General features: G+C 30.8%; 17 protein-coding genes. 4 read left to right on the forward strand and 13 right to left on the reverse strand.

The window, feature by feature from the left end; genetic code table 11:
• Nucleotides 1–2,472, reverse strand: coding sequence for a zinc-dependent metalloprotease (locus tag GN138_RS01625; RefSeq protein ID WP_157361569.1), 2,472 nt, complete (start codon nt 2,470–2,472; stop codon nt 1–3).
• A 135-nt stretch (nt 2,473–2,607) separates the two neighbouring features.
• Between GN138_RS01625 and GN138_RS01630 the strand changes: the two genes are divergently transcribed.
• Nucleotides 2,608–2,904, forward strand: a complete 297-nt coding sequence (locus tag GN138_RS01630) for a DUF3817 domain-containing protein (RefSeq protein ID WP_157361570.1) — start codon at nt 2,608–2,610, stop codon at nt 2,902–2,904.
• Nucleotides 2,897–4,129: a mechanosensitive ion channel family protein gene (locus GN138_RS01635; protein WP_317162693.1), complete on the forward strand. Its 1,233-nt coding sequence runs from the start codon at nt 2,897–2,899 to the stop codon at nt 4,127–4,129. The genes GN138_RS01630 and GN138_RS01635 overlap by 8 nt, the downstream gene beginning before the upstream one ends.
• Nucleotides 4,130–4,141: 12 nt before the next feature.
• On the opposite strand, the gene GN138_RS01640 is transcribed toward GN138_RS01635, so the two are convergent.
• Nucleotides 4,142–4,528, reverse strand: a complete 387-nt coding sequence (locus tag GN138_RS01640; RefSeq protein ID WP_157361571.1) for an acyl-CoA thioesterase — start codon at nt 4,526–4,528, stop codon at nt 4,142–4,144.
• Between the two features lie 201 nt (nt 4,529–4,729).
• Between GN138_RS01640 and GN138_RS01645 the strand changes: the two genes are divergently transcribed.
• Nucleotides 4,730–5,146, forward strand: a complete 417-nt coding sequence (locus GN138_RS01645) for a glyoxalase (protein WP_157361572.1) — start codon at nt 4,730–4,732, stop codon at nt 5,144–5,146.
• A gap of 11 nt (nt 5,147–5,157) precedes the next feature.
• Here the strand turns inward: GN138_RS01645 and GN138_RS01650 are convergent, their stop codons facing one another.
• The 3 genes from GN138_RS01650 to GN138_RS01660 form a co-directional block, all read right to left on the reverse strand.
• Nucleotides 5,158–5,835 carry a DUF2461 domain-containing protein gene (locus GN138_RS01650; RefSeq protein ID WP_157361573.1) on the reverse strand — a complete coding sequence of 226 codons (678 nt, stop codon included), beginning with the start codon at nt 5,833–5,835 and terminating at the stop codon, nt 5,158–5,160.
• 93 nt (nt 5,836–5,928) lie between these two features.
• Nucleotides 5,929–6,114, reverse strand: coding sequence for a hypothetical protein (locus tag GN138_RS01655; RefSeq protein WP_157361574.1), 186 nt, complete (start codon nt 6,112–6,114; stop codon nt 5,929–5,931).
• 109 nt (nt 6,115–6,223) lie between these two features.
• The gene (locus GN138_RS01660) at nt 6,224–7,126 is read right to left on the reverse strand and encodes a mechanosensitive ion channel family protein (RefSeq protein ID WP_157361575.1); all 903 of its coding nucleotides are present in this window, start codon (nt 7,124–7,126) and stop codon (nt 6,224–6,226) included.
• Between the two features lie 368 nt (nt 7,127–7,494).
• On the opposite strand from GN138_RS01660, the gene GN138_RS01665 reads away from it, so the two are divergent.
• Entirely contained in the window at nt 7,495–7,716 is a 222-nt protein-coding gene (locus tag GN138_RS01665; RefSeq protein ID WP_157362628.1) for a hypothetical protein, read from the forward strand.
• 193 nt (nt 7,717–7,909) lie between these two features.
• Here GN138_RS01665 and GN138_RS01670 read toward each other — a convergent pair whose 3' ends face one another.
• From GN138_RS01670 to hisB, 8 genes are all read right to left on the reverse strand, one after another.
• Nucleotides 7,910–8,695 carry a tRNA pseudouridine synthase A gene (locus GN138_RS01670; RefSeq protein WP_157361576.1) on the reverse strand — a complete coding sequence of 262 codons (786 nt, stop codon included), beginning with the start codon at nt 8,693–8,695 and terminating at the stop codon, nt 7,910–7,912.
• A gap of 115 nt (nt 8,696–8,810) precedes the next feature.
• A complete protein-coding gene (locus GN138_RS01675) occupies nt 8,811–10,478 on the reverse strand; it encodes a T9SS type A sorting domain-containing protein (RefSeq protein WP_157361577.1) in 1,668 nt (555 codons plus the stop codon).
• A gap of 393 nt (nt 10,479–10,871) precedes the next feature.
• Nucleotides 10,872–11,468 carry a bifunctional phosphoribosyl-AMP cyclohydrolase/phosphoribosyl-ATP diphosphatase HisIE gene (hisIE, locus tag GN138_RS01680; protein WP_157361578.1) on the reverse strand — a complete coding sequence of 199 codons (597 nt, stop codon included), beginning with the start codon at nt 11,466–11,468 and terminating at the stop codon, nt 10,872–10,874.
• 108 nt (nt 11,469–11,576) lie between these two features.
• Nucleotides 11,577–12,332, reverse strand: a complete 756-nt coding sequence (gene hisF, locus GN138_RS01685) for an imidazole glycerol phosphate synthase subunit HisF (RefSeq protein WP_157361579.1) — start codon at nt 12,330–12,332, stop codon at nt 11,577–11,579.
• A 63-nt stretch (nt 12,333–12,395) separates the two neighbouring features.
• Nucleotides 12,396–13,157, reverse strand: a complete 762-nt coding sequence (hisA, locus tag GN138_RS01690; protein WP_157361580.1) for a 1-(5-phosphoribosyl)-5-[(5-phosphoribosylamino)methylideneamino]imidazole-4-carboxamide isomerase — start codon at nt 13,155–13,157, stop codon at nt 12,396–12,398.
• Between the two features lie 41 nt (nt 13,158–13,198).
• Nucleotides 13,199–13,480 (reverse strand): GIY-YIG nuclease family protein, encoded by a 282-nt coding sequence (locus tag GN138_RS01695; protein WP_157361581.1) that lies wholly within the window; start codon nt 13,478–13,480, stop codon nt 13,199–13,201.
• 34 nt (nt 13,481–13,514) lie between these two features.
• On the reverse strand, nt 13,515–14,171 hold the full coding sequence (hisH, locus tag GN138_RS01700) for an imidazole glycerol phosphate synthase subunit HisH (protein WP_157361582.1): 657 nt from the start codon (nt 14,169–14,171) through the stop codon (nt 13,515–13,517).
• Between the two features lie 57 nt (nt 14,172–14,228).
• Nucleotides 14,229–15,362 carry a bifunctional histidinol-phosphatase/imidazoleglycerol-phosphate dehydratase HisB gene (hisB, locus tag GN138_RS01705; protein ID WP_157361583.1) on the reverse strand — a complete coding sequence of 378 codons (1,134 nt, stop codon included), beginning with the start codon at nt 15,360–15,362 and terminating at the stop codon, nt 14,229–14,231.
• Nucleotides 15,363–15,471: the final 109 nt, after the last annotated feature.

Below are 15,471 nucleotides of genomic sequence, written 5' to 3' on the forward strand. Positions count from 1 at the left end.
TTATTTTGGATTTAAAATTGTGTTAATTCTTTCTATACTATCTTTATAATGATATTCTGTTTCAGTATCTATACTTGTTCTAGCTGCCGAAGTTAGCATTCTCTTTATTACATTTAACTCACCTCTAACCAATGCTCTAATATCAGATTGATTAACATTAAAATATTGCCTGCTTCTATTTGGATCTAAATCTTCGGTAAATAATTTAAACATAGCATCTAAATACACACGTTGCAAGTTACGTCTAAAAATTGAAACATTTAAACTCTTATTGGTTTCTGACCAAATTCCTTTACGTAAATCTCTAAGCATTTCTAGTGCCGAATAACTTTTAGAATCGAGTGCATTGTGATCTATTAAACGTCCTACACGTTCAAAACTGAGCAAATTATTTAAATGTCTTGCTTGATAGCGTCTAATTTTTTCGGTGTAGCCAGCATAATTTATATTTTGAAGAATAGACTTATCTATTAAAAACATTGGAGTTTCAAATGCATTTCTATGCAACCATTGTATGGCGGACTTTTGGTAGTCTTTATCAACCGGATTATACACTGAACCTTCTTGCGATGGATTTTTAGTGTCTTCTACCACACCACCTACATGTGTAACTACATGACCTACATATCTACTCCAAACACTAAGCAATTCGCCATAAAGTTCTTCTAAATCCTCATAATTATCTGTTTGATCACATGTCCAGGATGGTAAATTTTTAGCAACAATTTTTAAGTTTTTAAGTCCATAAGTACTTGCTAAAATACTATTATTACCAATATCTTCAGTTTGTGCAGTAGGATCAAAACGACTACTTTGTTTTCCAAATTTATAAATAGGATTTCCAACCTTTTCTAAAATCCAACTGTTTAGAATTTCCTTTTCATCATCAGCAGACTTAGCAGAATCAATATACCTGTAACCATAGTTAATGGCATAATTATCATAAGGACCTAGTTGTCTCACAAATCTAATATTCTCATCTCCTGGTTGTGCAATGTAGTTATAACGTGCATAATCCATTATGGTTGCAGCAATTCCGTTTTGTTGAGTAAATGCACCATCTCTGTAACTTTCTACATCGTAAGCATAACTTGCACTCATGTTATGTGGAAGTCCTAGTGTATGGCCTACTTCATGCGCAATGACCATCTTCATCATTTCACCAATTTCTTCATCTGGTGTATTAAGTGTTCTTGCCAATGGATTAGCTGCACCTGTTTCTAATAAATAACGATTTCGGTACGAGCGTAAATGGTTGTGATACCAAATTATATCACTTTCTATAATTTCACCAGATCTTGGGTCTGCTACACTTGGTCCTGTTGCATTTCTAGTTGTACTTGCAACATATCTTACTACAGAATATCTTATATCTTCTGGACTAAAATCTGGGTCTTCGTCTTTAGTTGGAGGATCTTTAGCGATAATTGCATTTTTAAATCCGGCTGCTTCAAATGCTTTCTGCCAAAGTTCAATACCTTCTTTCATATAAGAACGAAATTTCATTGGTGTAGCAGGATCTAAATAATACACTATAGGTTTAATTGGCTCTACCAACTCGCCTCTATTATAAGCTTCAATATCTTTAGGGATTAATTTCCATCGTCTCAAATAGGTCTTTCTATCTGCTTTTAATTCTTCACTACTATAATCGTATTTACTAAGTGTAAACCAACCTACACGTTCATCAAAAAGTCTTGGTTGCATTGGTGTTTTTGGTAATAGAATCATGGATTGATTCATTTGCACACTTATAGTTTCATCACCAGTATTTACAGGAGGTTTAGCAGCATTATAGGTAAAATCTTGAATCACTTCTATATTCTCTGGAAAGCTTTTTACAGAGTTTATAAAACTCCTAGATTTATCTAAATTTTTAACCTTATAGGCCGAACGCAATCTAGATGACAATCCGCTGATAGATTTAACATCAGAACCATAAAAACTGCTTACATCAATAACAACAGCACTTGAATCTTTTGAGAATGCTTTTATATCAAAAGCATATAACGTGGATTCGTAATTATTGGCTTTGACCGAAACGTTAATTGGCAAACTATCTGCAGCAATTGCACTAAATGATTTTTCTTTAATTAAAATTTTGTCTTTAAAACGTTCCCAATTTATTAATCGTGTATTTGTTTTTGTACCTGCATTAACGTAACCACCTCCTAAATTAGATGGCAACTTTGCAAAACGACTTACTAAAAGCATATCTGTATTTAAATACTTTAAAGGAATTTCAAAAAAGTACTTTTCACCAATTAAATGAACGTTAAATAAACCTGTATCAGTTATAGCATCTTTGGTAATTACCTTACTATAATCTTTAATTTTTCCTTTTTTCTTTACTGGTGTTTTTGCATTTACCTGTATTGCTTTAGCATTACTTTTCTTTTTACCTACAGATTGAGCTGTAGAACAGGACAAAACAATGCCTGCAAACAGCAATAACGTTAAGATTTTTTTCATAAAATGTTTGATATATTATAGAAATAATCGGTTAAAGATACTTAAAGAATTATAGTTTTAAAAAAAATCTTAAAAGCTGTTAAATCCTAAACGTATTCTTTAATTCTACAGTACTTTTGCTTTAAAATTATAAAGATGTTAAAACTTTTGCCCTTTTTTAGAATTGTAGCACTATTTGAAGGTGTATCTTATTTATTATTACTTTTTATAGCATCGCCATTAAAATGGTTTTATAACGATCCTCAATATGTAAAGATGTTAGGAATGCCTCATGGTATTTTATTTATGATTTATGTGGTAATGGCTGTATTAATTAGTTCTGATATGAAATGGACTACACGCACACTTTGGATTGTTTTAATTGCATCTGTTCTACCTTTTGGCACTTTTTATATTGATAAAAAATATTTAACAAAGACAAAACGTGCTTAATATAAAACACTTTTTATACGATTTTTTTATAGATAAAGGTTTATCTAAAAACACGTCTGAGTATTTAAATATGCTTGGATTACTTATAGCTTTAGCAATGATTGCTTTTGCTGTAGATTACGTTACGAAACGTCTGCTATGGAGATTTTCATCGAGTGTTGCTAAACGCACCAAAACCAATTTTGACAATATTTTAATTTCTAACAAACTCCCAAGAAATGTTGCCCATATTATTCCATTATTAATCCTAATAGAGTTTGTGCCTCAGGTATTTTCTGACTTCGAATTCACCCAAGATATTATTGAAAAAACACTTAAAGTTATTACCATAATTTTAACCCTTCAAATTATAAGAAGTCTTTTAAGTTCTGTAAAAGATTATCTTAAAACCTTGCCTAGCTATAAAGACAAACCCATTGATAGCTATGTACAAGTGTTTATGATTTTTGCATGGCTGCTAGGTTTTTTCTCAATAATTGCTATTGTAACCGGTGTTTCTTTCTTAGAATTTGCCACGACTTTAGGTGCAGCTTCTGCTGTTATTATATTAATTTTTAAGGATACTATATTAGGTTTTGTTGCAAGTATACAGGTATCAATTAATGATATGGTTCGAATTGGTGATTGGATTACTTTTGAAAAATATGGAGCAGACGGTGAGGTTACCGAAATAAATTTAGCAACTGTAAAAGTTCAGAATTGGGATAAAACTATTACTACAATACCAACTTATGCATTAATATCAGATTCGTTTAAAAACTGGAGAGGTATGTTATCTTCTGGCGGAAGACGCATTAAACGTTCTGTAATAGTAAAAGTATCTACTATTAAGTTTTTAGAACCTGAAGATATTGCTAAACTAAAAAAAATTCAATTAGTAACTAATTATATTGAGCGCAAAGAAATTGAGATTAACAAATATAATGTTGAACATGGTGCTGATAAATCTGTTTTAATTAACGGTATTAATCTTACCAATTTTGGTGTTTTTAGAAAATATTTACAAACTTATATTGAAAACCATTCGGCCATTAATAAGAACATGACCCTAATGGTAAGGCAACTAGAACCTACAACTCAAGGAATTCCTATGGAAATATACGCGTTTAGCAAAGACCAACGTTGGGAAAACTATGAGTTTATAATAGGTGATATTTTTGACCACGTGTTAGCAGCCGTTAATTACTTTGATTTAGAAATTTACGAACTAGATTTAGGCAAATAAAAAATAGTTGAACTAAGCCAATCTATCTTTAACAAATTCAATTTCAGTTTTACCATGTGGTTTTGGTTTTCCATCTGCCCCTAAATTAACCATTACAATATTATCTACCGTTAAAATAGTCTCTCTTGTCATTTTATTTCTGGCTTCGCATTTTAGGGTTATTGAAGATTTACCGAACTTAACCACATCTATTCCTAGTTCTACAATATCACCTTGTACGGCAGAACTCATAAAGTTAATTTCAGAAATAAACTTAGTAACGATTTTTGAATTTTCGAATTGAATTATAGTATAAAGCGCAGCCTCTTCATCTATCCATGCTAATAGTTGCCCGCCAAATAGTGAACCATTTGGATTTAAATCTTCGGGTTTAACCCATTTTCTTGTATGAAATCTCATATGTTTGAATGTTTTTTTTAAAGTTATTTTATACCTTAAAGATAAGATATACTTGCGGTTCTAACCTTTATAAACCATTGCATTTTTAAATATTAAAATGCACAATGTTAATAACAGCGTTAACAAGATAATTTTACAATAAGTTGATGCGTTCTCTAATTGATTAAATTTAATTCCGAATTAATCCTTAATAACCATATTATGGCTTCAAGATTAAATAATCTACTTTCTATTAGACCTCAAATATTATCAGCTAAAGTACATGATGCTACAAGTGCAGAAGAAGCTTTTCAAAATAAAACATTGAGACCTATTATTAAATTACAACATGATTTAATTATTGCCGTTTTTAAAAACTATATAAGAAAACATAAAAATGTTTTTTATAGTCTAAGTTTAGAAGACCAATTAAAGTATATTTCTAACGCAATACAGAAGGATATAAAATTTAGAAATTCATTAAAAGGCATGGTTATAGGCCAATTTACGGTTGATGAATACGAACTCTACATTAAAAACTCATCTGCACTAAATAAACGGTTAACTAATATAATTAAAGAACGTTTAATACATAGCATTCAACTTTTTAATGATATAAATAGTTTAGAGAAAGCCTAACTATGGTAAGGTTATAACAAAGATTCACCATTTAGATTTGTGGTAAGTACATCACTCATATAATTAAAAAATGGTCTTATTTTTATAAAGGCTTCGTTTACATTATTTAAAAAATCATCTTCTAACACCTCTTTATCAGAATACTTTTTTAGAAATATATATTGTTTTCTTCTAATTAAATCTATAGCAGAATGCTCTTTGTTAAACCCTTTTGGAGCTGTTTTTAATTCATCCCCTGTAAAGCTTCCCCAAGTTTCTTTAAATGTTTTATCATTTAAAATATCTCGCATTTCACTATCATCCATTTCAAATTCTTTTCTAATACGTAATAAATCTTCTTTATTTGGGTTCCAAAAGCCTGTTGCTATAAAAGATTCATTATTAGGCTGAATATGCAAATAATAGCCACCTCTTAATTCTGGTTTTTTTCTGCTGTAAGAACCACCAAAATGTGTTTTATAAGGTAATTTATTTTTTGAAAACCGGACATCTCTATAAATTCTAAATATCTTGATTTTCTCAATTTGATCGTGGGTAGCCATTAATTCTCCCAAATAATTATAGGCAGCTTTAGCTTTTACCTCTATGGCTTTAAACTCTGGTTTATGCTCATTGAACCAATCGCGATTATTATTCTTTTCAAGCTTTTTAAAAAACGTGAATATTTCTTTTGGTACGGTATTAGTCATAAGAATTAATAAGTGTTTTATCTTAATTTTATAAAAATATAAAAAGCCATCTTAATGATGGCTTCTATGTAATACTAAATATTCTAAATGTTATTATTTGGTATCATCAACAGCATCTTCAACTTCATCTGAAACGTCATCTACTGCATCTTCAATTGCATCTCCCGTATCGTCTACTGCCTCCTCAATTTTTTCTTCAGTAGTTTTTTGTTCTCTACAACTGGTGGTTAATAAACTTAAACTGAATAAGGCTATAAATAAATAACTTATTTTTTTCATCTTTCTTGGTTTTAAAATTATACTTTAAATATCCTTACGATATAATATATTTATTTTGCTATTATACTGAGAGTTTCAACGCTCTAGAATTTCTTTGTCTCAAATATGATTAGTTGTTAGAGTATACTTCCTTAAAATCTGGCGCTTTTACATCTAACTTATTATCGAATTGTAAGGTTCTAATTGGGAAAGGAATATTAATACCTTCCTTATCATACGCTTTTTTAATTTCAATTATTGCTGTTGTTTTTGCTCTTAATTTTGCTAACATACTTTCGGCATCAATCCAAAATCTACATAGATAATTTATAGAACTTCCTCCAAATTCTGTGTAGTAAAACTCTACATCATCTGGAGACTTTACCTGATCAAAAGTATCTGCTATTACTTGTTTAGTAAGTTGTTCAACTTTTTCTAAATCGGACTCATAACCTACACCACACTCTAAAAATATTCTCATTCTAGTAGTTAGAGAATAGTTTTTTAATGGATTGTCTAAAATGGTCTTATTTGGAATGATAACAATATTATTATCAGACTCTTTTAGAGTAAAATCTTTTAGATTTATATCCATAACTTCACCAGAGTAACCAGTTGTTTCTACCCAATGACCAATTTGTATTTTCTTTCTAAAAGACAATATAAGACCCGCAAATGTATTTGCTAAAGTACCTTGTAATGCTAAACCAATGGCTAAACCAACCACACCAGCACCAGCTAATAATGACGTTAACGCTTTACCTAAGTTTAATACACCTAGTGCAACAAATAACCCTAAAGCTACTACAACTACTGAACTTACTCTACTTATTGCGCTCTTAATTGAGGCCTGCTCTACTTTTTTATCAATTAGTTTACCAACTAACCTACTAATATATTTAGCTGCAAAGTAAGTTGTTACCATTACTAAAATGGCTAAAACTAAATTAGGTATACTCTCTATAATGGTATTAAACCATCCTATTAATTTATCTACTAAATTGCCAAGTGCTCTATTAAATTGTTCTTTCATAATTGCATTTTTTATTAAAACTATTGTCCGTAAAGCATTAATTAATTTGCCTAAAACGGTACATTACAAATTTCTAAATTATAGAAGTCAAGGCTTTGCTCTTTTACAATTAGTCTTAGCTCTTTTCAAAATTCTTCAGAATTAATTTTGAACTAGCAATTGTTAAAAAAATTATAATTTCTTAAAATTAAACCAATTATTTTTTTGAATTTTCATTACAATACGATTGTTTTTATTAAGCAGCAATAAGTCTGTTTTTAACAAAAAAAAATAAAAGTGAATATCTCATTAATAACTGAAGTTAAATAAACTTGTGAGTTGATTTAATTTTTGCTATTATGCACTACTTTTTAAAACAGATAATATTTATGGGTAGACCAGCAACTAGACCAACTAAATTAAAGGATGGTTACTATATTGAAATCAGAAACAAAGGCTCAAAAACAGGTGTAAAACTTTACAGTGGTACTAAATTACAGATGCATCGTGCAATAAAAATGTACGAACGCTCTAAAGAAGTTATTATTTTAGGTGAATCTGTGGATGGTAAATTTGTTAACAAAGAACCAAAACTCCACGTTGCGGATTAATTACAATTACTTTTTCTTTTAAAAAGAACCAATAATTAACACAAATTTTTAATATTCAATATTTATTAGTTACAATATTAGCTAATTAACTTATAAATATTTTATATTTAAAAATTAATTATTTTTCTTTTAGTAAGAAAATTACTTAACCAACCAAAAATTAAAAAGGTATTAGTTCTGCTAATACCTTTTTTTATTGAAAATCTAATGAATGTAAAATTAAACCAGATGCTGGTGCTATGTAGTCCATCACCTCTGTACTTTCAAATTTCAAAGTGTCCTCAATATAATCTAATGTAACCTCTCCTCTACCTAATTTAATTAAACAGCCAAACATTAATCTAATTTGATTCCGCATAAATCCTTTTCCTTTAACCTTAAATACATAAGATTTTTCTGGAAAAAAATTGGCAGTATAAATAGTGTTATCAACAATTTCTGAAGCTTCAATTGTTCTAAAATATTCACCTTTATCCGTAGCTCTATAACAATAAGTTTTAAAATTATGAGCACCCTCAAACAACTTGGCTCCTTTTTTCATTAAATCTACATTGAGTGGTTCTAATATAGTAGTTAAAATAGGTGCGCAAAATGGATGATTTTTTTGACCTTCTGAAAATACATAATGATATTCTTTAAGCTTAGAATCTTGAATAACATTAAATTTATTATCAACTTCTTTAATAGACAAGGCCCTTATATCTTGTGGTAAATTATGATTAAACACTTCTAAAAATTCATCAAAATCTTCTATAGGTTTATTATAAATAAATAATTCTAAGGCAGCTTCATTTGCAGAAACCATAGCATCTGTTCTACCTGCTCCTAAAGTTTTAAACCTTATATCCTTTAAAATATATTTAAGGGTTCTATCTATCATTAGATGTACCGTTTTTACATCTGGCTGTTTCTGCCAACCATGAAAACGATAGCCTAAATATTGAATTTTTATAAGGTAATAATAACGTTGATTAAACATACTGACAAGAACGCTATTTTAAAGAAGAATGCAAAAATATTGCTAAACATTATTCAATAAAAAAACTACCATAATCCTAAGACTATGATAGTTTCAACAGAGTATTAATTTGGGGCTATTTAATTATTAATTTTTCTGTACGTTTTTGGTTTGAATTATTTCCATTTAATGCCATTACATAAACACCAGGTATTAAATACTGTACATCTAAAATTTGAGTAGTGCTTTTAGTGTTCAGTGCACTTTCTAAAATAAGGCGACCATTAATATCGTATAATTCTGCCATGGTATCACCGTTTAACTGTCCATTGATTTCAATAGTGTCATTCTTTAGATTAGAAATAATACTAATAGTATCAAATTCAGTAGTATTATCATCTATAATACTTAATGCTTGGTTTTCAAATCTTAAATAAAAACGACCCGTTCCTGAAATATCTGATGCTGCAGTAAATATATAGTCATTAGAATTTAATAATGTAGATGTGCTTAATTCATTATCTTCTAAATAAATATTAATATTTGTTGGCATATCTGTTTCTGTAATACTAAAAGTAACTTCTTGCCCTTGTGTTGCATGAACACCTAAAGATATAACTGAATTATCCATTGAAGGTGGATCCATTGCTTGTATAGCAAGAGCTACACCAGAATTCTCTTCAATTAAATTAGAGTATAAAGAAAATGCTGGAGGCGTTGATCCATAAATACCTGAATCATATCCTGGATCAAAACCACAAGTGGCATTATCATTAAAGTAAAAATCGGTATCAAAACTAGAACCTGCAGCACTAGAATTTAATTTAATATGTCCATGATGAGGACCTGTTGTTTCTGAACGTCCAGCAATGAAATCATCACCTTGGCCAACAGAACGCATTGCCAAAGTAAAATCAATTAAACCTCCACCTGGCTTAGACTTAACAAAAAATGCTTGACCAGGAGCAATAAATTCTGGAACATCTGGATTATCTATTACAGCCTGATTCCAAATTACCCAACCATCTGATGCATCACCATCATATCCATAGATTGCTTGTGCTCCACCAGCATCAAATTGATCTTCATTTATTTCAAAAAATAGCGCAAAATCAATGTATGATGGATATGGATTTCCAATAAGGTTCCATCCGTTATTTGTTGCATTTTTTGTAATAGGAATATCTAAAACATTATCATTCCTTACAGTTCCTGTAAACACCAATTCGCTATCGTCTGTAGTTGCAGTTCTAAAACCTTGTCCAGACTCTATTACTGTAGCTGCATTAGTTACAATATCGTAATTTTCATAAGCACCTGTTGATGTGTTAAATGGCGCAAATGCTCTCAATGTACCTGATGCTGGTAAGTTTAAATTGTCTACATGAAACGTTGAAAACAATTGACCAGACAATGGAGATGCAATTAAGTCATTTGTTCCAATAGGAGCAACTTGCTCAACATGTCTATAATATCTTACCAATCCAACTATTGTTCCGTTAGATATAAAACTAGCAAATTCTGTAGATGTAGAGTAAAGCTCTACATTACCAGTTAAAGTATATCCTGAACGCAAAAATACGGTAGCACCTTCGTTTACAGTTAGGCTTGCACAAATAGTGTTTGCATTAATGTTTACAACACCAGATTCAATTTCAATTTCATCAATAGATGTTGAAATTCCAATAGGATTACTCGGAGACCATCCGCCTGCAAGAGTGTACGTATAATTTACTTGAGCATTAGATGCGCTTGTTAAGAATAACGCAAATAGTAATAATAAAGTAGATTTAAAAAAATTCATAAGATTAGGGTTTTTGATTTATGTTAAATTATAAATACAAATTTAGAAGAACCTTACGAAAAATCGATGAAACGCATAATTTATCGATTAAAAAAAATAAAAAATCGTTTAAATCCATATAAATCCGATAAAAAGCATATTTTATCGATAAACGGAGATATTGAGATTTACAAAAAAATGCTTAGTATCTAAATTTCAGATACTTAAACCAATTTTGTTTAACCGTTAGCATATTTTAATGAACATAATTACTTTAGAAATCCCTCTTTATTAAATTAATAAGCAATAATTGATAAGAAACTAATAATCAAAAACTTAATATACCAATAGATATTAAACTGAACTTACTTCATTAAATTAATTATTAAAGCTATAATATGGTTTCTATAAAAATTAACCCCTACCTTTTAATACTTCAACAACATCATTTATCTTAAAACCTTTTGCTTGAAGTAACATTAAATAGTGAAAGAATAAATCTGCACTTTCCTCTAAAAACAAATCATCATTATTATCTTTAGCTTCAATCACCACTTCTACAGCTTCCTCGCCTACTTTTTGCGCAATCTTATTAATTCCTTTTTCAAACAAAGAAGCCACATAAGATTTTTCAGAGTTACCAGCTTTTATTCGAGAAGCAATCGTTTCCTCTAGTTCTGAAATAAAACCATAAGTTTGAGTATTGCTTTCATTCCAACAAGTATCTGTTCCTTTATGACATGTTGGACCTGCTGGACTTGCTCTTACTAATAAAGCATCGCTGTCGCAATCTAACTTTATATCTACTAGATTTAAAACATTACCACTCTCCTCGCCTTTTGTCCATAGTCGCTGTTTAGACCTGCTGAAAAAAGTGACCAACTTAGTATCAATAGTTTTCTCTAATGCATCAGCATCCATATAACCTAGCATTAAAACTTTGTTAGTTACTGCATCTTGAATTACTGCTGGTACTAAACCGTCTGGACTTTTATTAAAATCTACGTTCATAATATTCTTTTATCATTCCTGCTTTTAAATTATCGCTCAAATAAACTACGACAGGTATCTATTTTATTAATATTTTATATTGGATTCCTGCCTGCGCAGGAATGACAACTATAATCTAACAGGAATACCCTGTTGTTTTAATTCTTCTTTTAATTCTAATATTGGTATTTCTCCAAAATGAAACACACTAGCTGCTAATGCTGCATCTGCCTTACCATCTTTAAAGGTATCTACAAAATGTTGAATAGTTCCTGCACCACCTGAAGCAATAATAGGAATATTAACTAATTCAGATAAATGCGCTAAAGCTTCATTTGCAAATCCGGCTTTGGTACCATCATGATTCATTGATGTAAAAAGTATTTCTCCCGCACCTCGTTCTTCAACTTCTTTTGCCCAATTGAATAATCTAATGTCTGTAGGAATGGTGCCTCCTGCTAAATGTACTAACCATTCGCCATCAACTTGCTTAGCGTCAATAGCTACAACAACACATTGACTTCCAAATTTTTGTGACAATTCATTAATTAAATCTGGACGTTTTACTGCAGACGAATTAATAGACACCTTATCTGCACCACAATGCAACAAATCATCTACATCTTCAACAGAGGATATTCCTCCACCAACTGTAAATGGAATATTAACTTGTTCAGCAACTTTTAAAACCATATCGTGCATGGTTCTTCTATTTTCTATAGTCGCTGCAATATCTAAAAACACCAATTCATCTGCACCTAAATCTGCATACTGCTTTGCCAGTACAACTGGGTCGCCTGCATCTCTTAAATCTACAAAGTTGACACCTTTAACGGTTCTTCCGTTTTTGATGTCTAAACATGGTACTATTCTTTTTGTGAGCATATTCTCGCTTTTGGCTTTTGGCTTTTGGCAATTAACTAATAGCTAACACCTAAAAGCTAATAGCTATCTATTAATTATAAAATTCTCTAATTCCTTTAAACTAATTCTATTCTCGTAAATGGCTTTTCCGATGATGACACCTTCGCAACCCATTTCTTTAAGTTTAGGTAATTCATCAAAATTTGAAATGCCTCCTGAAGCTATTAGTTTTAAATTATGAGATTTCTCGTCGCTTTGCTCTGTCGAAATGACATTACTCTGTTTTAATATTCTATCATACAACTCAAAACTTGGGCCTTCTAACATACCATCCTTTGAAATATCTGTACAAATCACATACTGAATCCCTTTAGCTTGATAGTCTTTTATAAAAGGAATCACTTCTAAGGTGCTTTCTTCTTGCCATCCGCTAATTGCAATTTTCTCGTTATTACAATCGGCTCCAAGTATAATACGCTCTGCTCCAAATTTTGAAATCCAGTTTTGAAAAACTTCAGGATTCTTCACGGCGATACTGCCTCCTGTAATTTGATTGGCTCCAGAATTGAATGCAATTTTTAAATCTTCATCAGATTTTAAACCACCACCAAAATCTATCTTCAAATTGGTTTTAGTAGCAATGCTTTCTAATACTTTATAATTTACTATATGACTTGCTTTTGCACCATCTAAATCCACAACATGAAGATATTCAATACCTGCATCTTCAAAAGATTTAGCCACTTCTAATGGATTTTCGTTATATATTTTTTTGGTGTCGTAATCGCCTTTTGTAAGTCGTACGCACTTTCCTTCTATGATATCTATTGCTGGTATTATTCTCATTGATTAACTTGTTAATCAACCCTGAACTTGTTTCAGGGTCTTTATATTATATTTATTGAATTTAAACTTGGGTTCGAAACCTTTATTAAATTCAATTTCCATTCTTTATGCCAATTCTTTAGCTGTCTTTCCCTATCTCTAGCTTCTTTAGAATTATCATATTCTTCATAAAATATTAAATCAGCTACATTGTATTTCTTGGTAAATAAAGCTCCATTTCCTTGTTTATGCTGTAAAACTCTTCTTTTTATATTATCAGTATAACCAACATACAACACTGTTCTATTTTTATTTGACAGTATGTAACAATAATATTTTTTCATATTCAAAAGATTCTGAAACAAGTTCAGAATGGATTTAAAGATTCAAAAAATTTTGTAAAATTTTTGAACCTTTTAATCCACTTTTCTCTGGATGAAACTGAACGCCATAAAAATTATCATTTTCTAATGCTGAAGCATATTCTAAATCGTAATTTGATGTTGCAATGGATTCATCACAATTTTCAACATAATAACTATGGACTAAATACATAAACTCATTGTCCTTAATATCTTTAAATAAATCAGATTTTAAGTTTGAAATGGTATTCCAACCCATTTGTGGCACTTTTACCTTATTTGAAAATCGTTTCACTTCAGCATTAAAAATGCCCAAGCCTTTAGTATCGCCTTCTTCTGTATGCTTGCACATTAACTGCATACCTAAACAAATACCTAAAACAGGTTGTTTTAATGATGGAATTAATTTATCTAAACCACTCTCTTTAAGCATTTTCATGGCAGAACTCGCTTCGCCTACACCAGGAAAAATCACTTTATCTGCAGCAATAATTTCATCTGGATTGTTACTTAAAATAGCTTCTACACCTAATCGCTTAAACGCGAATTGGATGCTTTTAATGTTTCCTGCTCCGTAATTAATTATTACTAATGACGATGAAGCCCCTTCTAGCTTCCCAAAAGGGGAAGAACTCTTACTCTTATTTGAAACAATTTTATCTTCTTTATTCATAATTTTCAAACGCTTCTAGTTCCTTCGCTATGGGAAGGTTAGGATGGGCTCTTTTTTTTACAACATTCCCTTTGTACTTGGTAAAATCATTTTTTCAACATCTTGTTTTACTGCCATTTTAATCGCTTTTGCAAAGGCTTTAAAAATGGCTTCAATTTTATGATGTTCGTTATTGCCTTCTACTTTTATATTGAGATTACATTTTGCACCATCAGTAAAAGATTTAAAAAAATGATAAAACATTTCGGTTGGCATTTTCCCAATCATTTCGCGTTTAAATTCGGCTTCCCAAACTAACCAATTTCTTCCTCCAAAGTCAATACCAACTTGGGCGAGACAGTCGTCCATTGGTAAAGAGAAACCGTAACGTTCTATTCCTAATTTGTTTCCTAAGGTTGTAGCAAAGACTTCGCCTAAAGCAATTGCTGTATCTTCTATGGTGTGGTGCTCATCTACTTCTAAATCACCATCAACTTTAATGTTTAAATCCATCTGACCATGACGTGAAATTTGGTCTAACATATGGTCGAAAAACGCAATGCCAGTATCAATGTTGCTTTTTCCGGTTCCGTCTAAATTTAGGTCGATTTTAATCTGAGTTTCATTGGTGTTTCGTTCTATAGAACCCACTCGTTCTGTGGTTTTTAGAAATTTGTAAATGGCTTCCCAATCATTTGTTTCTAGTGCAATGTAGTTCTGTAATTCATTATTACTAACAGTAACTTCGTCGGTTCCTAAGTTGGTATTGTCATTAATAAAAATGCCTTTTGCACCTAAGTTTTTAGCCAACTCTACGTCAGTTAAACGGTCGCCTATTACAAATGAATTCTTTAAATCATAGTCCTCTGAAAAATACTTGGTTAACAAACCTGTATTCGGCTTTCTAGTTGGTGCATTGTCTTTTGCAAATGTTCTGTCAATGAACTGCTCTTTGAAAACCACACCTTCGCCTTCAAACGTTTTTAAAACGAAATTATGCACTGGCCAAAAGGTATCTTCAGGATATACGTCTGTTCCTAAACCATCTTGGTTGGTAATCATCACGATTTCAAAATTCAATTCTTTAGCGATTTTGCTTAAATATTGAAATACTTTTGGGTAGAACTCTAATTTTTCAAAAGAATCTATTTGCTCATCTGCAGGTTCTTTAATTAGTGTTCCGTCTCTGTCTATGAATAATACTGGTCTCATTTTTTTTCTGTCATTCCTGCCTTTCGACTATCGCTCAAGATAAACTACAGCAGGAATCTTTTTTAATTTTATAGTTTATCATTTTGGATTCCTGCCTGCGCAGGAATGA

The organism is Winogradskyella endarachnes (assembly GCF_009741275.1).
Classification (GTDB): Bacteria; Bacteroidota; Bacteroidia; order Flavobacteriales; family Flavobacteriaceae; genus Winogradskyella; species Winogradskyella endarachnes.